At 73.5% G+C, this 20,358-nt stretch carries 15 protein-coding genes; 3 read left to right on the top strand and 12 right to left on the bottom strand.

Annotated elements, in window-relative coordinates:
* Positions 1–2: 2 nt before the first annotated feature.
* Both ACQP2P_RS19390 and ACQP2P_RS19385 read right to left on the bottom strand, forming a co-directional pair.
* Positions 3–1,028: an FAD-dependent oxidoreductase gene (locus ACQP2P_RS19390; RefSeq protein WP_433617889.1), complete on the bottom strand. Its 1,026-nt coding sequence runs from the start codon at positions 1,026–1,028 to the stop codon at positions 3–5.
* A 51-nt stretch (positions 1,029–1,079) separates the two neighbouring features.
* Positions 1,080–3,044, bottom strand: coding sequence for a hypothetical protein (locus ACQP2P_RS19385; RefSeq protein WP_433617887.1), 1,965 nt, complete (start codon positions 3,042–3,044; stop codon positions 1,080–1,082).
* 117 nt (positions 3,045–3,161) lie between these two features.
* On the opposite strand from ACQP2P_RS19385, the gene ACQP2P_RS19380 reads away from it, so the two are divergent.
* The 3 genes from ACQP2P_RS19380 to ACQP2P_RS19370 all read left to right on the top strand — a co-directional run bounded on the left by ACQP2P_RS19380 (position 3,162) and on the right by ACQP2P_RS19370 (position 6,602).
* Positions 3,162–4,121: a phosphotransferase family protein gene (locus tag ACQP2P_RS19380; RefSeq protein WP_433617886.1), complete on the top strand. Its 960-nt coding sequence runs from the start codon at positions 3,162–3,164 to the stop codon at positions 4,119–4,121.
* A gap of 47 nt (positions 4,122–4,168) precedes the next feature.
* On the top strand, positions 4,169–5,938 hold the full coding sequence (locus ACQP2P_RS19375; RefSeq protein WP_433617884.1) for a PAS domain-containing protein: 1,770 nt from the start codon (positions 4,169–4,171) through the stop codon (positions 5,936–5,938).
* 97 nt (positions 5,939–6,035) lie between these two features.
* Positions 6,036–6,602: an O-methyltransferase gene (locus ACQP2P_RS19370; protein WP_433617883.1), complete on the top strand. Its 567-nt coding sequence runs from the start codon at positions 6,036–6,038 to the stop codon at positions 6,600–6,602.
* Here ACQP2P_RS19370 and ACQP2P_RS19365 read toward each other — a convergent pair.
* The 10 genes from ACQP2P_RS19365 to ACQP2P_RS19320 all read right to left on the bottom strand — a co-directional run bounded on the left by ACQP2P_RS19365 (position 6,586) and on the right by ACQP2P_RS19320 (position 20,187).
* Positions 6,586–7,026 carry a universal stress protein gene (locus ACQP2P_RS19365; protein WP_433617881.1) on the bottom strand — a complete coding sequence of 147 codons (441 nt, stop codon included), beginning with the start codon at positions 7,024–7,026 and terminating at the stop codon, positions 6,586–6,588. The two genes, ACQP2P_RS19370 and ACQP2P_RS19365, sit on opposite strands and share 17 nt — an antisense overlap.
* 106 nt (positions 7,027–7,132) lie before the next feature.
* Positions 7,133–7,744 carry a hypothetical protein gene (locus tag ACQP2P_RS19360; protein WP_433617879.1) on the bottom strand — a complete coding sequence of 204 codons (612 nt, stop codon included), beginning with the start codon at positions 7,742–7,744 and terminating at the stop codon, positions 7,133–7,135.
* 126 nt (positions 7,745–7,870) lie between these two features.
* Positions 7,871–8,323 carry a GtrA family protein gene (locus tag ACQP2P_RS19355; protein ID WP_433617877.1) on the bottom strand — a complete coding sequence of 151 codons (453 nt, stop codon included), beginning with the start codon at positions 8,321–8,323 and terminating at the stop codon, positions 7,871–7,873.
* A complete protein-coding gene (locus ACQP2P_RS19350) occupies positions 8,320–9,831 on the bottom strand; it encodes an ArnT family glycosyltransferase (RefSeq protein ID WP_433617875.1) in 1,512 nt (503 codons plus the stop codon). The genes ACQP2P_RS19355 and ACQP2P_RS19350 overlap by 4 nt, the downstream gene beginning before the upstream one ends.
* A complete protein-coding gene (locus ACQP2P_RS19345; protein WP_433617873.1) occupies positions 9,828–11,912 on the bottom strand; it encodes a glycosyltransferase family 2 protein in 2,085 nt (694 codons plus the stop codon). The genes ACQP2P_RS19350 and ACQP2P_RS19345 overlap by 4 nt, the downstream gene beginning before the upstream one ends.
* A 17-nt stretch (positions 11,913–11,929) precedes the next feature.
* Entirely contained in the window at positions 11,930–15,376 is a 3,447-nt protein-coding gene (locus ACQP2P_RS19340; RefSeq protein WP_433617871.1) for a PA14 domain-containing protein, read from the bottom strand.
* A 143-nt stretch (positions 15,377–15,519) separates the two neighbouring features.
* Complete coding sequence (locus tag ACQP2P_RS19335; protein WP_433617870.1) at positions 15,520–16,782, bottom strand: cytochrome P450; 1,263 nt, start codon at positions 16,780–16,782, stop codon at positions 15,520–15,522.
* 50 nt (positions 16,783–16,832) lie between these two features.
* Positions 16,833–18,275, bottom strand: coding sequence for a flotillin family protein (locus ACQP2P_RS19330; protein ID WP_433617868.1), 1,443 nt, complete (start codon positions 18,273–18,275; stop codon positions 16,833–16,835).
* The gene (locus ACQP2P_RS19325) at positions 18,272–18,859 is read right to left on the bottom strand and encodes a hypothetical protein (protein WP_433617867.1); all 588 of its coding nucleotides are present in this window, start codon (positions 18,857–18,859) and stop codon (positions 18,272–18,274) included. Before ACQP2P_RS19325 ends, ACQP2P_RS19330 begins: the two co-directional genes overlap by 4 nt.
* Positions 18,860–18,999: 140 nt before the next feature.
* Positions 19,000–20,187, bottom strand: coding sequence for a metallophosphoesterase (locus tag ACQP2P_RS19320; protein ID WP_433617866.1), 1,188 nt, complete (start codon positions 20,185–20,187; stop codon positions 19,000–19,002).
* Positions 20,188–20,358 lie beyond the last annotated feature (171 nt).

Raw genomic sequence — 20,358 nt, 5'->3', positions numbered from 1 at the left:
GGTCAGATCGTGACGCGGCCCGAGCCAAGAACCGCCGCCAACGCGTGCACGGCCTCGCGACCGGCCCGGTTGGCCCCGACCGTGCTCGCCGACGGGCCGTAGCCGATCAGGTGGACCAGCGGTTCACGGACGGCGCGGGTGCCCTCCATGCGGATGCCGCCGCCCGGCTCGCGCAGGTGCAGCGGGGCGAGGTGGGCCAGGGCCGCGCGGAAGCCGGTCGCCCAGATGACCGCGTCGAACGGCTCGAACCGCGACCCCCACACGGCGCCGCCGGCCACGAGCCGGTCGAACATCGGGCGCCGGTGCAGGGCGCCGCGCTCCTCGGCCCGCCGGGCGAGGTCGGTCCAGCCGAGGCCGGTCACGCTCACCACGCTGCGCGGCGGCAGGCCCGACGACACGCGGGCGGCGACCCGCGCCACGACCTCGCGGCCGTGGTCCTCGGTGAACTCGCCGGCGTGGAAGACCGGCTCGCGGCGCGTCACCCACACCGCGGAGGGCAGCTCGGCCAGCAGGTGGATCGCCGACGCGCCGCCCCCGACCACCAGCACCCGCTGGTGCTCGAACTCCCCGGGGCCGCGGTAGTCCGCGTAGTGCAGGCGGCGGCCGCGGAAGTCGGACATCCCCGGGTAGTACGGGACGTACGGGGCGGTCCAGGTGCCGGTCGCGTTGATGACGGCGCGAGCGCTCCACGAGCCGGTGCGGGCGTCGACACGCAAGCCGTCGCCGTCGCGGGACACCGAGGTCACCGCGACCGGGCGCAGCACCGGCAGGTCGAAGGCGGCCTCGTAGTCGCGGAAGTACGCCGGGACGACCTCGGCCGCCGAGCCGCCCGGCGGGGGCGTGAACGGGAGGCCGGGCAGGTCGAAGATGCGGTGCAGGGAGCCGGCGCCGAGCGACGGGGAGCGGTGCCGCCACGCGCCCCCCGGCCCCGCGCCGGCGTCGAGCACCGCGAAGGACAGGCCGCGCCGCCGCAGCCAGTAGGCGGCCGACAGCCCGGCCTGTCCCGCGCCGATCACCACGACGTCCACGGCGGGTACAACCCCGCCGGGGACGCCGATCATGCCGGAGGGTGACCGGCCTTACTTCGCCTTGCCCTTCACCAGGGCCCAGGCGGTGGTGTTCAGCGTGTCCTCGGTGCCGGCCAGGCCCTCGTCCGGCGTGAAGACCTCCTCGCCGAAGTCGTAGTCGACGTCGTCCGCGGTGCCGCCGATGTTGTCCGGCCCGACGCCGAACAGGCCCGGGAACGCGCCGCCGGCGTCCATGAGGTTGGGCGTGTCGTTGAGCGGGTCGGTGTGGAAGTTGCCGTAGAGGTGCCCGGCCTCGTGCGTGATCACGTTGCCCAGCGCCCGGCCGATGAACTTGATCTTGTCGCTGGCCGGGGTGATGTACGTGTTCAGCGACGCGTCCCCGCCCGGGTCGCTGAGCACGTCGAGCAGCACGATCGCGCTGTCCTCGGTCGCGTAGTTGCCCGGGTCGATGTACTGCGAGATGCCGATCGTGTCGATGCCCGACTCCGCGATGGTGCCGCCGACGACGATGCGGTGCACGTTGGGCCGGCCGAACGGGTCGGCGTCGTCGCGGCTGTTGAGGATCTTCAGCCCGATGCGCGGGTCGGTGCCGCGGGCCTTCGCGTCGGTCAGGATGTTCTCCCGCACCGTGGCGATGACCTCGTTGATCACCTTGTCCTCGTCGGCGGCGCTCAGCCCCCACCGGCCGAGGAAGCCCTGCAGGGGGCTGAGCTGGCGCACCCCGGGGCCGCCGAAGATCGCGGTGTTGATCCGGGCGCCGTCGAAGTCCAGGAAGAGCGTCTGGGTGACGCCCTGCTCCAGGGCCTCGGGGCCGGGCCGGTAGGCCTCGACGGTGATGTCGTACTGCCCGGCGGCCCCGCCGACCTCGATGGTGTAGCGGCCGTCGCGCGGCGCCACGTAGGACACGACCGCGTTGCCGCCGCCCGGCAGCGGCGAGGCGGGCGCGTAGATGAAGCTCGCGTCCTGCTCGGAGCCGAAGACGACCCGCCCGCCCGGGTCGCGCACGGTCAGGCGGGTGCCGACCCCGGCCACCGAGCCGCCGAGCACGTCGCCGGCGACCAGGTCCACGGCGTAGAAGTCGAGGTCGGGGTAGGCGAGGGAGACGTCGAGGTTGTAGGCGCCCTCCCGGCCGGTGCCGAGGCCGCTGCCGGAGTCGAAGGGGTCGGCCGGGAACACGGTGCCCAGGCCGTACCCGGCGATCATGAGGTAGTAGTCGCCGGTCGCCGGGACGGCGAAGTCGAGCAGGCTGCTCAGGCCGGGGCCGCTGTCGTCGTCGGCGGCGACGATCTCGCCGGTCGCGTCGTAGAGGCCGACGACGGTGTCCAGGGCGCCCGAGGTGCCGGCGATGAGCCGCTGCCCGGCGTGGCCGTGGACCTTGACGAAGTCGAAGTCGCCGGTCGCGTCGCCGGTGCTGCCGTGCGGGCCGTCGCCGATGACGCCGGTGGTGCTGAACCCGTTGCGGTTGGCACCGAGGCCGAACTCGAAGGCGAGCGGGATCGAGCCGTCGTCCTCCGCGGCCGGGTTGAGCGCCGAGGGGCTCACCGCCTCCGGCGAGAGCTGGCCGAGGACTCGGACGCGGTTGTTGAGCTTCTTGCCGGTGCCGAAGCCCTTGATCAGCTCGGCGGTGGCGTGCGAGTCGTTGGACCCGTGGGTGCCCTTCGGCTCGGCCTCGTCGTGGATGATCGGGTTCGCCGCGGCGAGCGTGTTCTGCGCCTGCCGCTGCTGGGCGCGGGCCTTGCCGGCCGCCTTGGCCTGCTCGGACCAGAAGTACTTGTCGACCTTGGCCGGGTCCCGCAGCAGCGCGGTGTAGGGGTTCGCGGCCCCGGTCGCCGCCGCCTTGCCGGACGCGGTCTGCTTCGGGACCACCTGGACACCCGCGGCGAGCTGCCGCCGGATCCCCGCCTGGAGGTCACCGTGCGGGGCCCTGGGTGCCGCGACCGCCGGTGTCTGGGCAACCACCACCCCGGCCCCGGCGATCAGGCCGGCCACGGCGATACTCGCGAGCCTCTTCCTCACTTGGCCTCCCCATGGAGTAAGGCTGATCCGAGCACGCTACCAATGATGTCCTTCAATTCATAAGGCGATCAAGCGACCGAGCGACGTCAATGTCCCGGCCGGCGGTAGGGTGTATCGGTGTCCGCGGTCATCAGTCCCACCCAGCGGCAGCTGACGCCGGCGGCCGTCACGGCCCTGCTGCGCGAGCGCACGGGCCGCACAGCCGTCCACTGTGGACCGCTCTCCGGCGGGACCTTCGCGGCCGTCTGGGCGGTCACCCTCGACGACGGCACCGAGGCCGTGGTCAAGATCGGGCCGCCGCCGGGCGTGCCGCTGCTGCGCTACGAGCGCGGGCTGATCGCCGCCGAGGCGCGCTACTACCGCCGGGCCGGCCGCGCCCCCGGGGTACCGGTGCCGCCGGTGCTCGCCGCCGACGAGGAGCTGGTCCTGGCCGGACGGCTGCCGGGACGCCCGTTGACGCAGCCGCATACAGACGACGCATCGGTACGGCACGAGCTGGGTGCGGCACTACGGCGCCTGCACACCGTGACCGGCGAGCGGTTCGGCTACGACGGGCCCGGCCGGGCGAGCGGCGGCACGTGGCCCGCGGCGTTCGCGGCGATGACCGCCGACCTGCTCGCCGACGGCCGCGACTGGGGCGTGGACCTGCCGGTGCCCGAGTCCGGGATCATGGCGGTGCTCGACCGCCACGCGGGAACGCTGGCCGAGGTCACGGCGCCGAGCCTGGTGCACTTCGACCTCTGGGACGGCAACGTGCTGGGCGAGGACGGGCGGCTCACCGGGCTCGTCGACGGCGAGCGGTACTTCTGGGGCGACCCGCTCTACGACTTCGTCTCCCCCGCCATCGGGCGCCGGATCGAGGACGAGCCCGGGCACCCCGTCCTGCGGGGGTACTACGGGCAGTCTTCGGTCGCGCTCACGGACGCGCAGCGGGTGCGGCTCATGCTGTACCGAATCCAGTTCTGCCTGCTGCTGCTGATCGAGATGCCGAGCCGGGCCCTGGCCGGCGAGGCGGAGCGGGAGCGCCGGGAGTGGGTCACCCCCTGGCTGCTGTCGGACCTGCGGGATCTGGGCTGATCGATCACGTTGTGGTATAGATGGCATCACCGAGGGTGAGGATGTCGATGGGCGTGCTGCGCGGAAGACGACTCCTGGCTGGCTACGCCGTGCTCGTGGCGGCCCTGGCGACCGTGCTCTTCGTCCGGCCGGGCCTGGCCCCGGTCGTCTGGGCGGCGATCGGCCTCGCCTCGGCCGGCGCGATCGCCGCCGGCATCGCACGGCACCGCCCGCACCGGCCGGCCCCCTGGTGGGCGCTCGCCGCGGCGCTGATCGCGATGACGGTCGGCGACGTCCTCTACGGCCTCACGCCGGACGACCCGCCCGCCCTCGCCGACGTCGCCTACCTCACGATGTTCCCGGTCGGCGCGGTCGCCCTCATCGGCCTGACCCGCGCCAGCACGGTCCTCGACGACCGCACCCGCCTGATCGACCTGCTCGCGCTCGCCACCGCCGCGCTGCTGGCCGCCTGGGTGTTCATCGCCTCCCCGCGCCTCGCCGTCGGCCTGAGCCCGGCGGACTGGTCCACCGATGCCGCCTTCACCCTCGGCGACGTGATCGTGCTCGTCGTGACCGTCCGGCTGGTCAGCGCGGCGCCGCGCAGCCCGTCCGCGATCCTGCTCGCGCTCGGCGCGGCCGCGATGCTGACCGGCGACGTGTGGTACGAGGTCGGCCAGGCCGCCCACGACGCGGTCCGCCCCGGCGGGCCCGCGGACCTCGCCTACGTGGTGTCGTACGCCGCCTGGGCCGCCGCCGCCCTGCGCCCCTCGATGACCGGGCTCACCGCCCCGCCGACCGGCGCCGTGCGCGCCCCCCGCGAGCCGATGCGCGGCCTCGGCCTGGCCCTGCTGCTCGCCTGCGTCGCGTTCGCCCCGCTCGTGCTCCTGGTGCAGGCGCTCACCGGCGGCGTGCACGACGGCCCGATGATCGCCATCGCCTCCGGCATCACCCTCGTGCTGCTCGTGGTGCGGCTCAGCGACGCGATGGGCAAGCACGCCAGCGCCCTGCGCCGCGAGCGCGCCCTGCGCCAGACCGGCACCGTGCTCGTCGGCGCCCACGACGCCGGGCAGGTCGCGGCCGCGGTCAAGTCGGCCGTCGCCACGCTGCTGCCCGCCGAGGCCCCGCACGCGATCGTCGTGGACTTCAGCCTCACCGACCTGCTGCCGCTGGGCGAGCACACCGCGCCGCGCATCCAGCCGATCGGCGACATCCCGCCGCTGTGGAGCGCCAAGCTCTCCGAGTGGGACCACGTGCTCGTCTGCCCGCTCGACGCCGGCGTGCTCTACGTGGCCGGGCGCCGCCGCGACCTGCTCACCGCGATCGACGCCGTCTCCGTCGTCGCCGCGCAGGCGGCCCTCGCCCTGGCCCGCATCGGCCTGACCGACGCCGCGAGCCGCCGCGACAGCGACGAATACCTGCGCGCCGTCACCGAACACGGCGGCGACGTCGTGCTCGTCCTCGACGACGACCAGCGCGTCCGGTACACCAGCCCGTCGGTCACCGACGTGCTCGGCATCTGGCCGACACCGTTCGCGACCCTCCGCGAGATCGTCGCCCCCGAGGACCGCGAGCAGGTCGAGCGCACCGTGGCCCGCGCCCTCGCCGAGGACCGCGACGGCACCCGCGACCAGTGGAGCCTGCGCCGCCCCGACGGCCGCCGCGTCCTGCTCGAGGTCATCTTCCGCGACCTGCGCGACGACCGCCTGGTCCGGGGCATGGTCCTGACGCTGCACGACGTCACCCAGGACCGCCGGGCCGAGCACGAGCTGCTGCGCCGCGCCTTCACCGACACCCCGGCGGCCCAGAACCGCGACAGCTCGGCCCGCAAGTTCCAGTGACCGCTCCCCCGGTGACGTGGCAGCGGCACACCGCGTGCGCGGCCGTCGCACCGTCGCACCGGGGCCGCGGCCCCGTCGACCGGCGCGGCCTGCCGTGGTGACCCCGCTGGTCGCCGCCGCCCGGGCCGCCGGCTTCGCCCGGTCCTGCCGGGCCGAACAGGGCGAGCTGCTGCGCGTGCTGGCCCGGGGCGTCGGCGACGGCGTGATCGGCGAGACGGGCACCGGCGCCGGGGTCGGCCTGGCCTGGCTCACGGCGGGCGCGGCGCCGGGCGCACGCCTGGTGAGCATCGAGCGGGACCCGGCGCGCGCCGCCGCGGCCGCGCGGTTGTTCCGCGACGAGCCGCGGGTCGAGGTCGTGACCGGCGACTGGCGCGAGCTGCGGCCGTACGGCCCGTTCGACCTGCTGGTGCTGGACGGCGGCGGCCAGGGCAAGGGCTCCGAGCCGCCGCTGGACCCGGCCGAGTGGCTCCGCCCGGGCGGCCTCGTCGTCATGGACGTCTTCACGCCGTGCACGAGCTGGCCCCCGACGTACGAGGGCCGGCCGGACGCGGCGCGGCAGTGGTGGCTGACCCACCCGGACCTGCGCGCGGCCCAGGTGAACGTGGCTCCCGACGCCGCGACCCTCCTGGCGACCTACCTCCCCGGCGCTACGGCACCACGGTGACGGGCCAGCGGCCGGACTTCACCAGGCGCACGGCCAGGGAGCCGACCCAGCGATGGCCGAAGCGGCGGCTCGCCCCCACCACGACCGCGTCGGCGCGCAGCTCCGTCGCCACGCGCACCAGCTCCTGGTAGGGGTCGCCGCGCACGGCGACGAAGTCGGTCGTCACGCCGGCGTGCAGGGCGCCCTCGTGGACCTGCCGGCGCATGTCCTCGATCGACTCCGTGATCGCCTGCTCGACGGCGCCGGCCGCCTCGGCGACCAGGCGGCTCGCGGCCGGGGCTCCGGTCACGAAGACGACGACCAGGCGGGCGCGCTGGCGGCGGGCCAGCCCCGCGGCGTAGGCGCCGGCCCGCATCGACGTGTCCGAGCCGTCGACACCGACCACGATGACCTTCGGGCCGTCGGTCCCGAGTTCGAACTGCACGGGAACAGGATGCCGTACTAGGTCCGGTCGCGCCGGTGGGAGGGGTGTGGCTCGTCGTTACTCACGAACCGATCCGCGAATCGGCCGGCTGCGAGGCGGCGGCCCGTCACCCGGTCTTCGCCCACGTGCCGCAGCCGTCGCTCTTGAACCCCGCGTCGGACTTGGCAATCTTGACCGTGATCGGCGAGCCGGGACCGGCGTTGTCGTTGGCCAGGATCGATCCGACCCCGCCGCCGAAGTCCTTCATCCGCTCCCAGTAGCAGTTGCGTTCACTCGCCGGAACCTTGGTCTTGTAGGTGCCGGGCGCGATGTCGACGTTCACCTCGTACGTTCCGTCGCCGAAGGAGGTCACCGGCCCGGCGGCCGGCGGCGGCGCGGCGGTCGTGGCCGGCGTGGTCGTGGCAGGTGCGGTCGTGGCCGGCGGCGATGGGATGTAGACCGTCTCGATCTTGTAGGCCGTCGTGACCACCGGCGAGGGCGTCACGACGACCGAGGTCACGGCATCGCCGTCGCCGGCTACGGCCGCGCCGGCCACGCCGCCGAGCCCGAGCCCGACAACGAGGCCGGCGACGCCGACGGCCGCCGTCAGGCGACGTGCGTTGCGCACCGGAGCCGGCGGCGGCACGACGGCCGGCGGCGGCGCCTCCGGCGGCGGGTCGAACGCAACCGGTCCGGGAACGACGGGAACGTCCGGCTGTGTGGTGCTCGGGTCACTCATGTGCGGCAGTGTCGCAGCGTGGCCGTGCGGTGGCGTACCGCTGAACGGGTTCGGCCGATCGAGAAACGGTCCACCTTGATCTGCCGGCGGCCGACGCATTCCGGCAGGCGCTACCGGGCCGGTGGGTCAGGTCGTGTCGGCGAGTGCCAGGGCCGCCGGCGGCACGGGTGGGGCGCGGACCGGCTCCGGGGCCGGTTCCCGGTAGATGAAGCGATCGGTCACGGCGAAGCGCAGCACGAAGGCCGCCGCCAGCGTGGCCAGGTTCGCCGGCACCGAGTGCAGGTGCAGGGCGCCGACCAGGAGGGTGAGCAGGGGCAGGCGCACGGCCAGGTCGAGGTTGTTCAGCACGGCGAAGCGGGCCAGGCGGCTCCACCAGGGGCGGGCCGCGCGGCGCCGGCGGAACACGAGCGTGTCGACCAGGACGAAGTTCCACAGGACGGCCACCTCGGTCGCCGCGACCGCGGAGGCCAGGTAGTGCACGCCCAGCCGCTGCGACAGCAGCCACATGACCGCCAGGTTCGGCAGGACGCCCGACGCGCCCGCGGCGCCGAAGGCCGCGAGGCGTAGCAGGCGGGTCACCGGCGGACCTTCCGGACCTCGATCTCGCCGAAGCGCTCGACGACGTCGGAGCCGGCCACGCCCGCGCGCAGGGTCGGCAGGGACGCCAGGGTGCTGTCGGCCTGGCCCGCCATCACGATGTAGTCGATGCTCGACACGCCCGCGGGCAGGACCTCCTCCATCACCTCCGGGTCGGTGTCGACCTTCCAGAGCCAGACGGGCTTCGTGAAGCCGGCGAGCTTCAGGTCGAGCCAGATGTAGTCGTCGGTCACGACGACCGAGTCGCGGGGGACGTGGTCGACGACCCACCGCGTGGCGGCGCGGGAGTCGGCGCTGCCGTCCGTCCTCGACTGGGCGATCATCGTCGAGGCCCACGCGGGGAGCACGAGGGTCACGGCCACCAGCGCGGCCGCGCCCGCCGGGAGGTACCGGCGCCAGGACGGCAGCCACGCCCACAGCTCGTCGCCGGCGCCCGCGATGAGCAGGGCCGCGAACGGGAGCAGGGCGATGACGTAGGCGAAGGGCAGGTAGCCGCCGCGGCACATCATCGCGACCTGGATGAGCAGGGCCAGGGCGATCGGGCGCAGGCGCGGGACGAGCAACGCCACCGGCACGAGCAGGACACCGGCGACGATCAGCCAGGGATCGAGGTCCACCCACGAGTGGGCCAGCGAGTAGGCGCCCGACGACGGGTCGAGGAGGCTGCCGCTGCCCGATCGGCCGAACAGCTGCCACCACAGCGCCCAGCTGAGGCTCACGTGCCCGTCCCCCGGCACGAGCTCGTTCTTGAGCAGGGCGAAGACCGGGTAGGCCGAGACGAGCACGACGAACGCGACCCCGAACACGCCGAGGTTCCACGGCCGGGTCCGGCGGTCCGTGTGCCGCACGAGCAGCCAGACCAGCGCCGGGAGCAGGATGACGATGGTCTCCTTGCACAGCGCGGCCCCGGCGAACCACACCGCGCTGCCCAGCGCCGCGCCGACGCTGCGCCGCGGGGAGGCGGCCGCGGCCAGGGCGGCGAGCATGAACATGGTGGCCAGGTTGTCCAGGAACACCATGCGGTGGAAGTACACCGCGAGCGGGCTCAGCGCGAACAGGGCGACGGCGACCGCCGACCAGGCCCGGTTGAACCTCAGCCGCCGGGCCAGCAGCCAGAGCAGGGCGCAGCTGACCAGCGCGGCGATGAGCATGACCTCGCGGCCGACCATGACGCCGCTGGGGGCGCGGTCGAAGCCGTCGGTCAGGCCGGCGTACCCGGCGATGATGGCCCAGCCGAGGAAGGGGTGGTCGTACCAGTACGTGTAGTGGGCCAGGGCGCCGTGGTCGAGCATCGCCCAGGCCTGGTCGACGTAGGTGCCCTCGTCGTCGTTGACCCGGCCCGGCCAGCCGTGCAGGTTCCACCCGTTGACGAGACCGGCGACGACGAGCAGCGGCACGAGGATCCAGGCGGAGCGGTAGGACCGTCGCTGGACCGGCGGCGCCGGTGCGGCCACGGCGGCCGAGCGCTCGATCTCCAGCAGCGCGGTCATGACGCGAGCACCGGGCGGTGGTGGCCGCCGTGGGCCGTCTTGTGCCAGGTGGTGTTCCCGTCGATGTGCTGCCAGACGGCCCAGAACGCCGCGCCCATGAGCACCCACTGGTACACCGGGGCCCCGGCGAGGAGGAAGGCGTAGTGGCGCCACAGGACCTTCTGCCGATACGAGCGCGCGAACTCCCGCAGCCCCACGACCTGCGTCGCGAGCGTGATGAGGATGGGCAGGAACGGCGCGTACATGAGCATGGCCACGAACACGGGCACCTTCAGCCACACGATCGTCGCGATCGACAGCGGCAGCAGCAGCGCCGAGAAGGCCTGCAGGAACGGGGTGGCCAGGATGTACCCCGCCAGCACCCGCTGCCGCAGCGTGGGCAGCGCCGACCAGCGGCCCTCGAGCAGGATGCTGAGGAACCCCTGGTTCCAGCGCACCCGCTGCCAGAACAGCGATCCGGCCCGCTTGTTCGCGATGGTCTGCGGCACCTCCTCCCGGGTCGCGAGCTCGGGCTCGTAGGCGGCGACGACCTTCGCGCCGTACCGCGTGCACAGCAGCACCCCGAGCGCGCAGTCCTCGGTGAGGTTGTCCGGCCACCCGCCGGCCTTCTCCAGCAGCGCGCGGCGGATGAACACGGTGTTCCCGCCGAGCGGCACGAAACCGGTCCGCACCTGGTAGAACATGCGGCTGGTGAACCAGAAGAAGTACTCCATGACGTTGTGCACCTTGAACCAGTCCCGCGCCCGCGAGCCCAGCGTCATCAGCTGCACCCCGCCCTGCACGACGTCGGCCCCGGTGCGCCCCAGGAGGGTGTCGACCCGCGTGAGCAGCTGCGGGGCGACGTCGTCCTCGGCGTCGACGACGCCGACGACGGTGCCGGTGGCCACGGCCAGGGCGGCGTTGAGCTGCCGCGGCTTGTTGGAGCGCTCGTAGGCGCGGATCACCGTGCGCACCCGCCCGTGCGGGTCGTGGCCCGCCCGCACGCGCTCGACCTCGGCGATCGTGGCGTCGTCGCCCTCGCACAGCGACACCAGGATCTCGTAGTCCGGGTGGTCCTGCTCGAGCAGGTGCCGCAGCGTCCCGGCGATGACCAGGTCCTCGTGCAGCGCCGGCACGATGATCGTGAACCGCTCCTGGTGGACGCCGTCGCTGAACGGCCAGCGCATCTGCGAGACCGCCTCGGGCGTGCGCCAGCCGTACAGCCGCCAGCGCACCTCCAGCGCGCCGACGACGGTGTTGTAGACGGCGACGGCGGTCACGAGCAGTGCCAGCACCGCGGCCCCGGACAGCGGCGCGGCCGCCAGCCCGGCGGTGAGCGCGGCGACGAGCGCGAGCAGCGTGCCCCAGCGGGCGGCCGGGGTCGCGAACCAGGTCGTCGCGCGCAGGGACGGCAGCTGGCGCAGGTACAGCAGCCCCTGCCGCAGGTCGCCCTTGCTCTGCCCCGCCAGCCGCGCGCCGAACTCCAGCGGCAGCTCGGTCCGGCGCAGCCGCGGGTAGCGGGCCAGGATCTCCAGGAGGATCTTGAACCCGCGGGCGCGCAGCCGGTCCGGGTCGACCTTGTCCAGCCGCACCCCGAAGAAGCCGGTCATGGGGTCGGTGACGCCGCGCAGCGCGACCGGGAACGCGGCCCGGGCGAGCAGCGTCGAGCCGGTCGAGACGGCCTGGCGCAGCGGCCCGTCGAGCCCGCCGCTGGTGCCGCCCTCGCGGTAGCGGCTGGCCATGACGAGGTCGTGGTCGTCGAGCGCGGCGAGCATCGCGGGCACGAGCTCCGGCGGGTGCTGCAGGTCGGCGTCCATCACGAGCGCCCGGGTCGCGCGGGCGCGCCGGTAGCCGTCGACGACCGCGCCGGCCAGCCCGCCCACGCGCTGCGCGCCGGTGCGGTGGAAGACCCGCACGCGCATGGTCGCGGGCAGTTCGCGGGCCGCGTTCGAGATGGCGGCAACGGTACCGTCGTCGTCGCTGTCGTCCACGAAGAGCAGCTCGACGTCGTCGACGACCGCGGCGAGCCGGCGCATCAGCGGCCCGACGTTGTCCTCCTCGTGCCGGCAGGGGATGACGATCGTGGCCCTTGGGCTGGTCACAGTGGATCTCCTCAAGATCACAAACGGATGACCGAACAGCGCGCCAGTGCGCTCCCGCCGCGCTCGAAGTACTCGACCGTGATCGTGTGGTCGCCCTCGAGCAGGGTGGTGTCGTACGTGTAGGTGGCCGGTGGGTGTTCGGACCAGCCGTCGATGACCACGTCCCCGTCGAGGCGCACGCGGATCCCGTCGTCGCTGGTGGCGGTGATGCGGTAGGCGCCGCCGGCGAGGTGCTCGGTCCTCGTCCAGCGGGCGGAGAAGCCGTCGGCGGGGATCGCCGGGCCGGGCGAGCCGCTGCCCCAGTCGAAGTCGATGGCGCCGTCGGTGCGCAGCATCGCCGGCGCGCCGCCGAGGTCGGTGCCCACGTAGTAGGCGCCGGTCCAGCCGGCCGGGGCGGCGACGTCGCCGACGCGCTTGTAGCCGAAGTGCAGGCGGGCGCCGGCGGCGTGCTCGTAGTACTCGACCCTGATGTCGTGCGCGCCGCCGAGCAGGGAGACGTCGGCGCTGAAGTCCTCGTTCTGGTCGCGCCACTTGTCCACGATCGGCAGCCCGTCGACCGAGACGCGGACCCCGTCGTCGGAGGCGCCGGAGAAGCGGTAGAGCCCGGCGGGCAGCACGACGGTGCGGGTGTACTCCGCGCGGAAGTCGTCCGCCCCGATCCCGTGCCCGGGCCCGCCGTCGCCCCACTCGTGGTCCACTGCGGACTCACTCGCGTAGTACTCGGCGTTCGCGTCCGTGTACTTCGCCAGGTACGGCGGGGCGGCCGGGATGTCCCCGGTGCGGGCCCAGGTCAGCCGGGCGAGGGCGCCGCCGCCGTTCTCGTAGTACTCCATGACCACCGTGTGCGCGCCGTTGCCCAGCGGCAGGTGGGCCGTGTAGGGCGTCGGGCCCTGGTCGCCCCAGTGGTCGACGGCGAGCTGCCCGTCGACCCACAGGCGCACGCCGTCGTCGGTCGTGGTGGTGAAGTCGTAGTACCCGGCGGTCAGGGTCAGCGACCGGGTCCACCGGGCGACGAAGTGGTCGTCGGCGATGCCCGGACCCGGCGACCCGAGCTGCCAGTCGTGGTCGATCGCGGGCTCGTCGCGGGTCAGCGCCGGGGCGGCCGACGGCACGCTGGGCTTGTCGCCGGAGCCGGGGGTGTTCCAGTACTGCGCGGTGAACACGTCCCGCGGCTGGTCCGGCGTCGTGTCCCAGCTCAGCCGGGCGCTCGCGTCCACGACGTTGTCGTAGAACTCCATCCGCACCGTGTGCTCGCCGGCGCCGAGGTCGGCGACGTGGTCGTAGGCGGTGGGGCCCTGGTCGTGCCACTGGTCGATGACGAGGTCGTCGTCGATGAAGAGGCGGGCGCCGTCGTCGGAGGCGATGGTGAAGCGGTAGCGGCCGTAGGCGAAGTACTCGGTCTTCGTCCAGCGCGCCGAGAAGTGGTCGGCGGCGATGCTCGGATCGGGCGAGCCGGTGGACCACACGAAGTCGACGGTCTTGTCGCCCCGGACGAGGGCGGGGGCGCCGTCGAGGTTCTGGTTGTTGAAGTACTCGCCGGTGAACGGGGCCGACGGGGCGTAGGTCGCGGTCCAGGTGGCGTCGGCCGGCGGGGTGGTCACGAAGTGCCGGATCGCGCCGCCGTCGGACCAGCCGGTGAAGTGGTAGACGGTGCCGGCCGCGTCCACGGCGGTCGGCGGCGCGGCCAGCTCGCGCTGGAAGCCGACCACGCCCGGCACCTGGTCCGGGGTCGCGATCGGGACGCCGTCGAGGGTCAGGCCGAGGCCGGGCGGGTTGGTCGCGAACGTCATCGTGGACGTGCGCGGGTAGATGAACACCGACCGGGCGCTCGACAGGCCGTTGCGGTCGGTGACGGTCACCTTGATCTCGAACCAGGTGTTCGCCGACGCCTCGCCGGTGGTCGGGATCGTGAACTGCCCGACCCGGCCGGTCAGCGGCCCGACGAACGGGTGCACGTGGGTGTTGTGGTGCAGGAAGACCTCGGTCTTGATGTCCCCGTCGGAGACGTCGAAGCCGGCCGCGTCGTTGCCGAAGGCGTTGACCGTGATCGTGTCGCCCGAGTCGTACGCGCTGCCGTCGACCGGCGCCGCGATCCGCACGGTGGGCGGGGTGCCGACCTGGACCACGATCGGCCGGGAGGCGACGGTGCTCGTGCCGTCCGAGACCGTGAGCGTCGCGGGATAGACGCCGACGTTCGCGTAGACCTTCGCCGGGTTCGGCGCCGTGCTGCTGCTGCCGTCGCCGAAGTCCCAGGTGTAGGTCAGGTCGTCCCCGTCGGGATCGCTCGTGCCGGCCGAGGAGAAGTGCACGGTCAGCGGGGCCGGGCCGCCGGTGGAGTCGGCGGCGGCGTGCACCACGGGGGCGTTGCCGGCCGGGCTGTACGACACGCGGTAGAGCTGGCCGGGGAAGTACGTGAGGTAGTAGAGCGACCCGTCGGGCGCCACCTTCAGGTCGACGACGCTGCCCGCGTCGAGGTCGAAGTCCTCGACGCGCTCGACCTGGCCCGCCCCGTCGAGCACCGCGCGCTTGATGAAGCCGCGGGAGTAGTCGCCGAAGAACAGGCTCCCGGCGTACTCGGCCGGGAACTGGGTGCCGTGGTAGACGGGTCCGGCGGTGACCGCGCCGCTGCCGCCGTCGTGGTTGTAGGCCGAGACGGGGTCGGTGTAGCCCGCGCAGCCGGTGCTGCAGCGGCCCTCGTGCACCGGCCAGCCGTAGTTGCCGCCCTTGACGACGAGGTTGAGCTCCTCCCAGGTGTAGTCGCCGACGTCGCCCGCGTAGAGGCGCCCGGTCGCGGCGTCGAACTGGAAGCGCCACGGGTTGCGGAACCCGTAGGCCCAGATCGCTCCGAGCCGGCCCGGCTGCCCGGCGAACGGGTTGTCGGCCGGGATCGAGCCGTCCGGGTTGATCCGCAGGATCTTGCCGTGCGGGTTGGAGAGGTCCTGGGCGTTGGGCGGGTAGCCGTTGTCACCGACCGCGAAGTAGAGCTTGCCGTCCGGCCCGAAGCGGATGCTCCCGCCGACGTGCAGCAGCTGCGACGGCGACTGGGTCTCGAAGATCGTGAAGGGGCCCTCGGTGCCGACGTCGCCGGACGCGTCGAAGCGCACGAGATGGTTTCGCAGGTCGTGGCCGGTGTAGTAGAAGTACACCCAGTGGTTGGCGACCCCGAACCCGGGATCGAACGCGACCCCGATCAGCCCCCGGTCGCCCGAGGCCTCCGAGGGCAGGTCGGCGAACGGCTGCGCGAGCAGGTGGCCGTCCTTGAGGATCTTGACCTTGCCGGTGCGCTCGAGGATGAAGACCCGCCCGTCGGGCGCGATCTCGAACCCGCTCGGCCCGTCCAGCCCCGCCCCGACGACGAGCTGCGTGGCGAAGCCCGCGGGGGTGGCGGCGCGGGCCGCGGGCACGGGCCCGAGCAGCGCGGCGACCAGGGCCAGCACGAGAGAGAATGGCAGCGTCCGACGCACGGCGAGAATGCTCCGGCCCCGGTGTGATGCGCCCGTGGCATTTCCACGAATACGCCGTCACAGCATTGATTCGGCGCCGTTTCCAGCAATTCAGGGATGCACACGTGTGAGGCGGCAGGACGCATCCGGAAACACGCGCTTGCTCAGATCGTCACGGGCAGCGACTCGAACCCGCGCAGGACCCGGGTGGTCCGTCGATGTGGTTCACCGTCGATGCGCAGGTCAGGATAGCGCTCGAAGAGCATCCGCAGCCCGATCTCGCCCTCGAGCCGGGCCAGCGCGGCGCCGAGGCAGTAATGCACCCCGCCGGAGAACGACAAATGCTCGCGCGCATTCGTCCGGGTCACATCGAATGTGTCCGGATCGGGAAATACTTCCGGGTCGCGGTTGGCACCGCCGAGCATCGCCATGACGACGTGCCCCGGCTGGATCGCCTCCCCGCCGAACTCGGTGGCCTTCCGGCACACGCGCGCGGTCACCTGCACCGGCGAGTCGAAGCGCAGCGTCTCCTCGACCGCGTTGCCCCACCGCTGCGGCTGCTCGCGCAGGATCGCGAGCTGCTCCGGGTGGCGCATGAGCAGCCAGGCGCCGGTGCCGAGCAGGTTCACGGTGGTCTCGAACCCGGCCGCGAGCAGCAGCCCCGCGGTCGCCAGCAGCTCGTCCTCGCTCAGGTCGTCGAGCCGCACCAGCTGGCTGAGCAGGTCGTCGCCGGGGTCGCGGCGCAGCCGCGCGAAGTGCCCGCGCATCCAGTCGTTGACGTGGCGGATGTTGACCTCGGTCTGCCGGTACGTCGAGAACGCCAGCCCCAGGTCCAGCGTCGGCGCGGCGGCGTTGCCCCAGGCCAGGAACTTCTGGCGCATGTCCAGCGGGACGCCGAGGATCTCCGCGATCACCGTCACCGGCAGCAGGGAGGCGAAGTCGGCGATCAGGTCGGCCGGCTTGTCCCGCAGCAGCTCGGCGCAGGTCTGCTCGATGCGCGGCCGCAGCCCCTCGATCGCACGGGCGGTGAACACCTTCGAGACCAGCCGGCGGTACCGCGTGTGGTCGGGCGGGTCCGTCACGAGCATCGACGGCGGGTCGACCGGCCCGATCGGCGAGCTGCGCCGGCTGAACCGGAACATGAGCCCGACCGGCGCCGGCAGCGGCCGGTCGGAGAACCCGACCCCGAAGGCCTCGTGCCGCAGCACCGCCCCGGCGAGGTCGTGCCGCGCGGTGGCCCACATGAGCCGGCCGCGCACGAGCGGCGCGGTCTCGCGAATGCCCCGGTAGAACGGGTAGGGATCGGCGCGCACGGCCGGATCGACGAAGAACCGGGCCTGCTCGTCGCCCTTGCGCGCGGCGGCGTTGATGCCGGCCCGCATGAAGCCGTGCTTGGTGGCCCATCGGACCGCGGTGCCTGGCAGCATGGCACACACCCCCTTGGTACTCGACGGTACCAAGGGGGTGCGCCTCCGGTCTACTTCGCCTCGATCGCCCCGGGCTTGCCGTTGCTCCCGCTCGCGCCGCTCGCCGCCAGCCCGGCCAGGAGGGCCTTGAGGTCGATGCCGGTCAGGTCGGTGCCGAGCTGCAGCCCCTGGGCCACGTTGCTCGCCACCGCCTTGGTCAGCGAGGTCGCGCCCTCGGTCGAGATGACCGTCATCCGGTCGATCTCCCCGATCGGCGCGCTCGCCGCCCCCACCACCTCGGGCAGCACGCGCACGAGCAGGTCGAGGATGGCCGCCTGGCCGTACTCCCCGAACGCCCCGGCCTTGGCCCGCATCGCCGCCGCCTCGGCCTGCCCGCGGGCCAGCACCGCGTCCGCCTCGGCCGCGCCCTCCAGCCGCACCGCCTCCGCGGCCGCCGCGCGCCGGGCCCGCTCGCCCTCGCCGACCAGCCGCGCCTGCTCCGCCTGGGCCTGTGCGCCGGCGATGGTCGCCTGCCGCCCGGCCTCGGCCCGCGCGATCGCCGCGTTCTTGGCCGCCTCGGCCTCCTGCTCCACCCGGTAGCGCTCGGCGTCGGCGGGCTTGCGCACCTCGGTGTCGAGCTGGCGCTGCTTGAGCTCGGCATTGCGCTCGGCCACCTTCTGCTGCTCGGCGAGGACCGCCTGCTGCATCTCGGCCTGCGCGATCGGGCCCGCGCTCGCCGAGCGGGCGTTGGCCGCGTCGATCTCGGCCTGCACCGTGGCCTTCTTGACCGCCAGGTTCCGCTCCGACTCGGCGATCGCCTCCTCGGCCCGCATCCGCTCCTGCTCGGCCCCCTGCCGGGCCTGCGCCTCGGCGATCGCGGCCAGCCGGAACACCCGGGCCGCCTCCGGCCGCCCGAGGTCCTGCAGGTAGGTGCCCGCGGTGCGGATGTCCTCGAGCTGGAACACGTCGAGGACCAGCCCCTGATGCGTGAGGGTGAGCTCGGCCTCCTCGGCGACGTGCGCCGCGAACCCGGCCCGGTCCCGGATGATCTCCTCGATGGTGAGCCGCCCGATGACGCTGCGCAGCGCGCCGGCGAGCACCTGCGCGGTGAACGTCTCGATGCGGTTCTGCTGGTGCAGGAACCGCTGCGCGGCCGGGCGGATCATCTCGGCGGTGCCGCCGACCTTGACGATCGCGACCGCCTCGGCGTCGCACCGGATGCCCTGCTTGCTCACCGCCGCGCTGACCTGGACGGGGATCTCGCGGCTGGACAGGTCCAGGCGGTACAGCCGCTGCACGACCGGCAGCACGAAGACCGACGCGCCCATGACGACCTTCTGGCCGGACAGGTCCGTGGTGACACTGCCGTCGGCGCTCGTGACGGCGCGGCCCTTGCGGCCGGTGACGATGAACGCCTCGTTGGGCCCGGCGACCCGGACCCGCGACAGCACGGAGGCGACGATGAGCACGACGAGGACGGCGAGGCCGCCGACGGCGACGTACAGGGGATTCATGACCCTTCCTCAAGGTTGAGAACGGCCGACAGCGGCATGACGAGCACGCTGGTGGGCGTCGGGACCCCGATGACCAGCACCTCGACGCCGAGCGCGAGCGGGCCGTCCGCGCGCGCGTTGCACTGCATCGGCTGCCCGGCATAGGACAGCCGCACCTGGCCGAGCCCGCCCACGGGGATCTCGCTGACGACGATCCCGGTGGCCCCGACGAGCCCGGCGCTCTCGGGGGTGGCGTCGGTGCGCATGCCGGCGACGGCGGCCACGAACCGCCCCGCCGCCCAGGCCAGCGGCGCCCCGACCACGACGCCGGCGACGATCCCGGCGAGCACCGCCGCGCCGCCGGTGCGATGGGTGGCCTCGATCGCGATCGCCCCGCCGAACCCGAACCCGCCCAGAAACCCGCTCGTGGCCGGCAGGGCGAACCCTGGGCCCCGCGCGTGACCCCGCGGCAGGTGCGGCCACCGCGGATGACCGGGGAGGTGCGGCCACCGCAGGTGCCCCAGGTGGCGGAACCGCAGCGAGATCAGCAGCGACAGCAGGCTCAGGCCACCCAGGCCCAGAAAGGCGAGCGTCACAGCGCTCATGTGCCATCCCCGTTGGTCCCGGTGTCAGGGCGCCGGGACCCGCAAGGCTGAACATACGCCCGTCACCGTCGACGAGCGCCGATGCGTTCGGTGACGCCGGTCACGCTCCCGGCACGCCCGTGTACTGCCGGTAACGACCGTCAGGCGCCGGCGCGCAGTACGATCTCGGTGATCTCGCTGGGCGCGAACACGCGGAACGGCGGTCCCCAGAAGCCGGTGCCGCGGCTGGTGTAGAGCTGCGTGCGCTCCCCGTGCCGGGTCAGCCCCTGCACCACGGGCTGGTCGACGCGCACCAGGTAGTGGAACGGCCAGATCTGCCCGCCGTGGGTGTGCCCGGAGATCTGCAGATCGATGCCGTGCGCCACCGCGGCGTCGATCTGCTTGGGCTGGTGGGCGAGCAGCAGCACGGGCAGCTGCGGGTCGGCCCCCTCCAGCGCGATGGCGTGGTCGGCCCGGTGCCCCTCCAGCCCGCTGCCGGCGGCGGTGCGGTCGTCGACCCCGGCCACCACGAGCCGGTCACCGCCGCGCTCGATCACGATGTGCCGGTTGTGCAGCGGTTCCCAGCCGAGGCCCTGCATGTGGTCGAGCCAGCCCTGGGCCTCGCCGAAGTACTCGTGGTTGCCGGTGACGTAGACCCGCGCCAGCCCGGCCCGCACGTCGGCCAGCGGGGCCGCCTGCGCGGTGCGCTGCCCGGGGGTGCCGTCGGCGATGTCGCCGGTGTGGGCCACGATGTCGGCCCCGAGCGTGTTGACCACCTCGGTGACCCCCTTCGACCAGGCGACGCGGTCGATCGGCCCGTAGTGGGTGTCGGTGAGCTGGACGATCTTGAGCCCGTCGAGCCCGGCCCCGAGCCGCGGGATGCGCACCTCGACCCGGCGCACCCGCGGGACGCGCATGGCCTCGCGGTATCCCCACACGCCCAGCCCCAGCGCGACCACCGCGGTGAACCCGGCCGCCACGCGGGAGCGCACCGGGTCGTCGACTCCCCCGGCGAGCAGGGCGAGGCGCAGCAGGTCCCCGGCCACGGCCCAGACGAAGAGGATCCACACGGCACCGAGGATCGTGTCGGCGAGGCGGGCCGCCCGGTCGACGCGGCGCCCGTGGCCGAGGAACATCGTCACCGGGAACACGACGAGCGCCACGGCGAACACGGCGGTGCCGGCGACCCGGACGCCGAGCGGCCAGTCGTTGCCGGCCATGACCAGCGACCACCACGGCACCCCGAACAGCAGCCCGAGCACCACGGCGAGGGTCGCCGTGAACGCGAGGGGCCGCAGGAGCGAACGCCGCCGGACCGCAGGGCCGGGAACCGCCTCAGTAGTCGCCATCGGATAAGCATGACACGCAGTGCCATCCGATTGCTGAGAGCGGGCTGTGATGCCGGTTGCAGGCTCGGGGACCCGGGCGGCGACCCGCGACGACGCGAAAGTGTCGTACCCCCGGTCTACGGTCGGCGGCGTCGGGATGCACGGGTTGGTTGCACAACTCCACAGAGGAAT

The sequence above is a fragment of the Dactylosporangium sp. CA-139114 genome (assembly GCF_050955725.1).
In the GTDB taxonomy this organism is placed as follows: domain Bacteria; phylum Actinomycetota; class Actinomycetes; order Mycobacteriales; family Micromonosporaceae; genus Dactylosporangium.
This window is presented reverse-complemented; position numbering and strand designations above follow the sequence as displayed.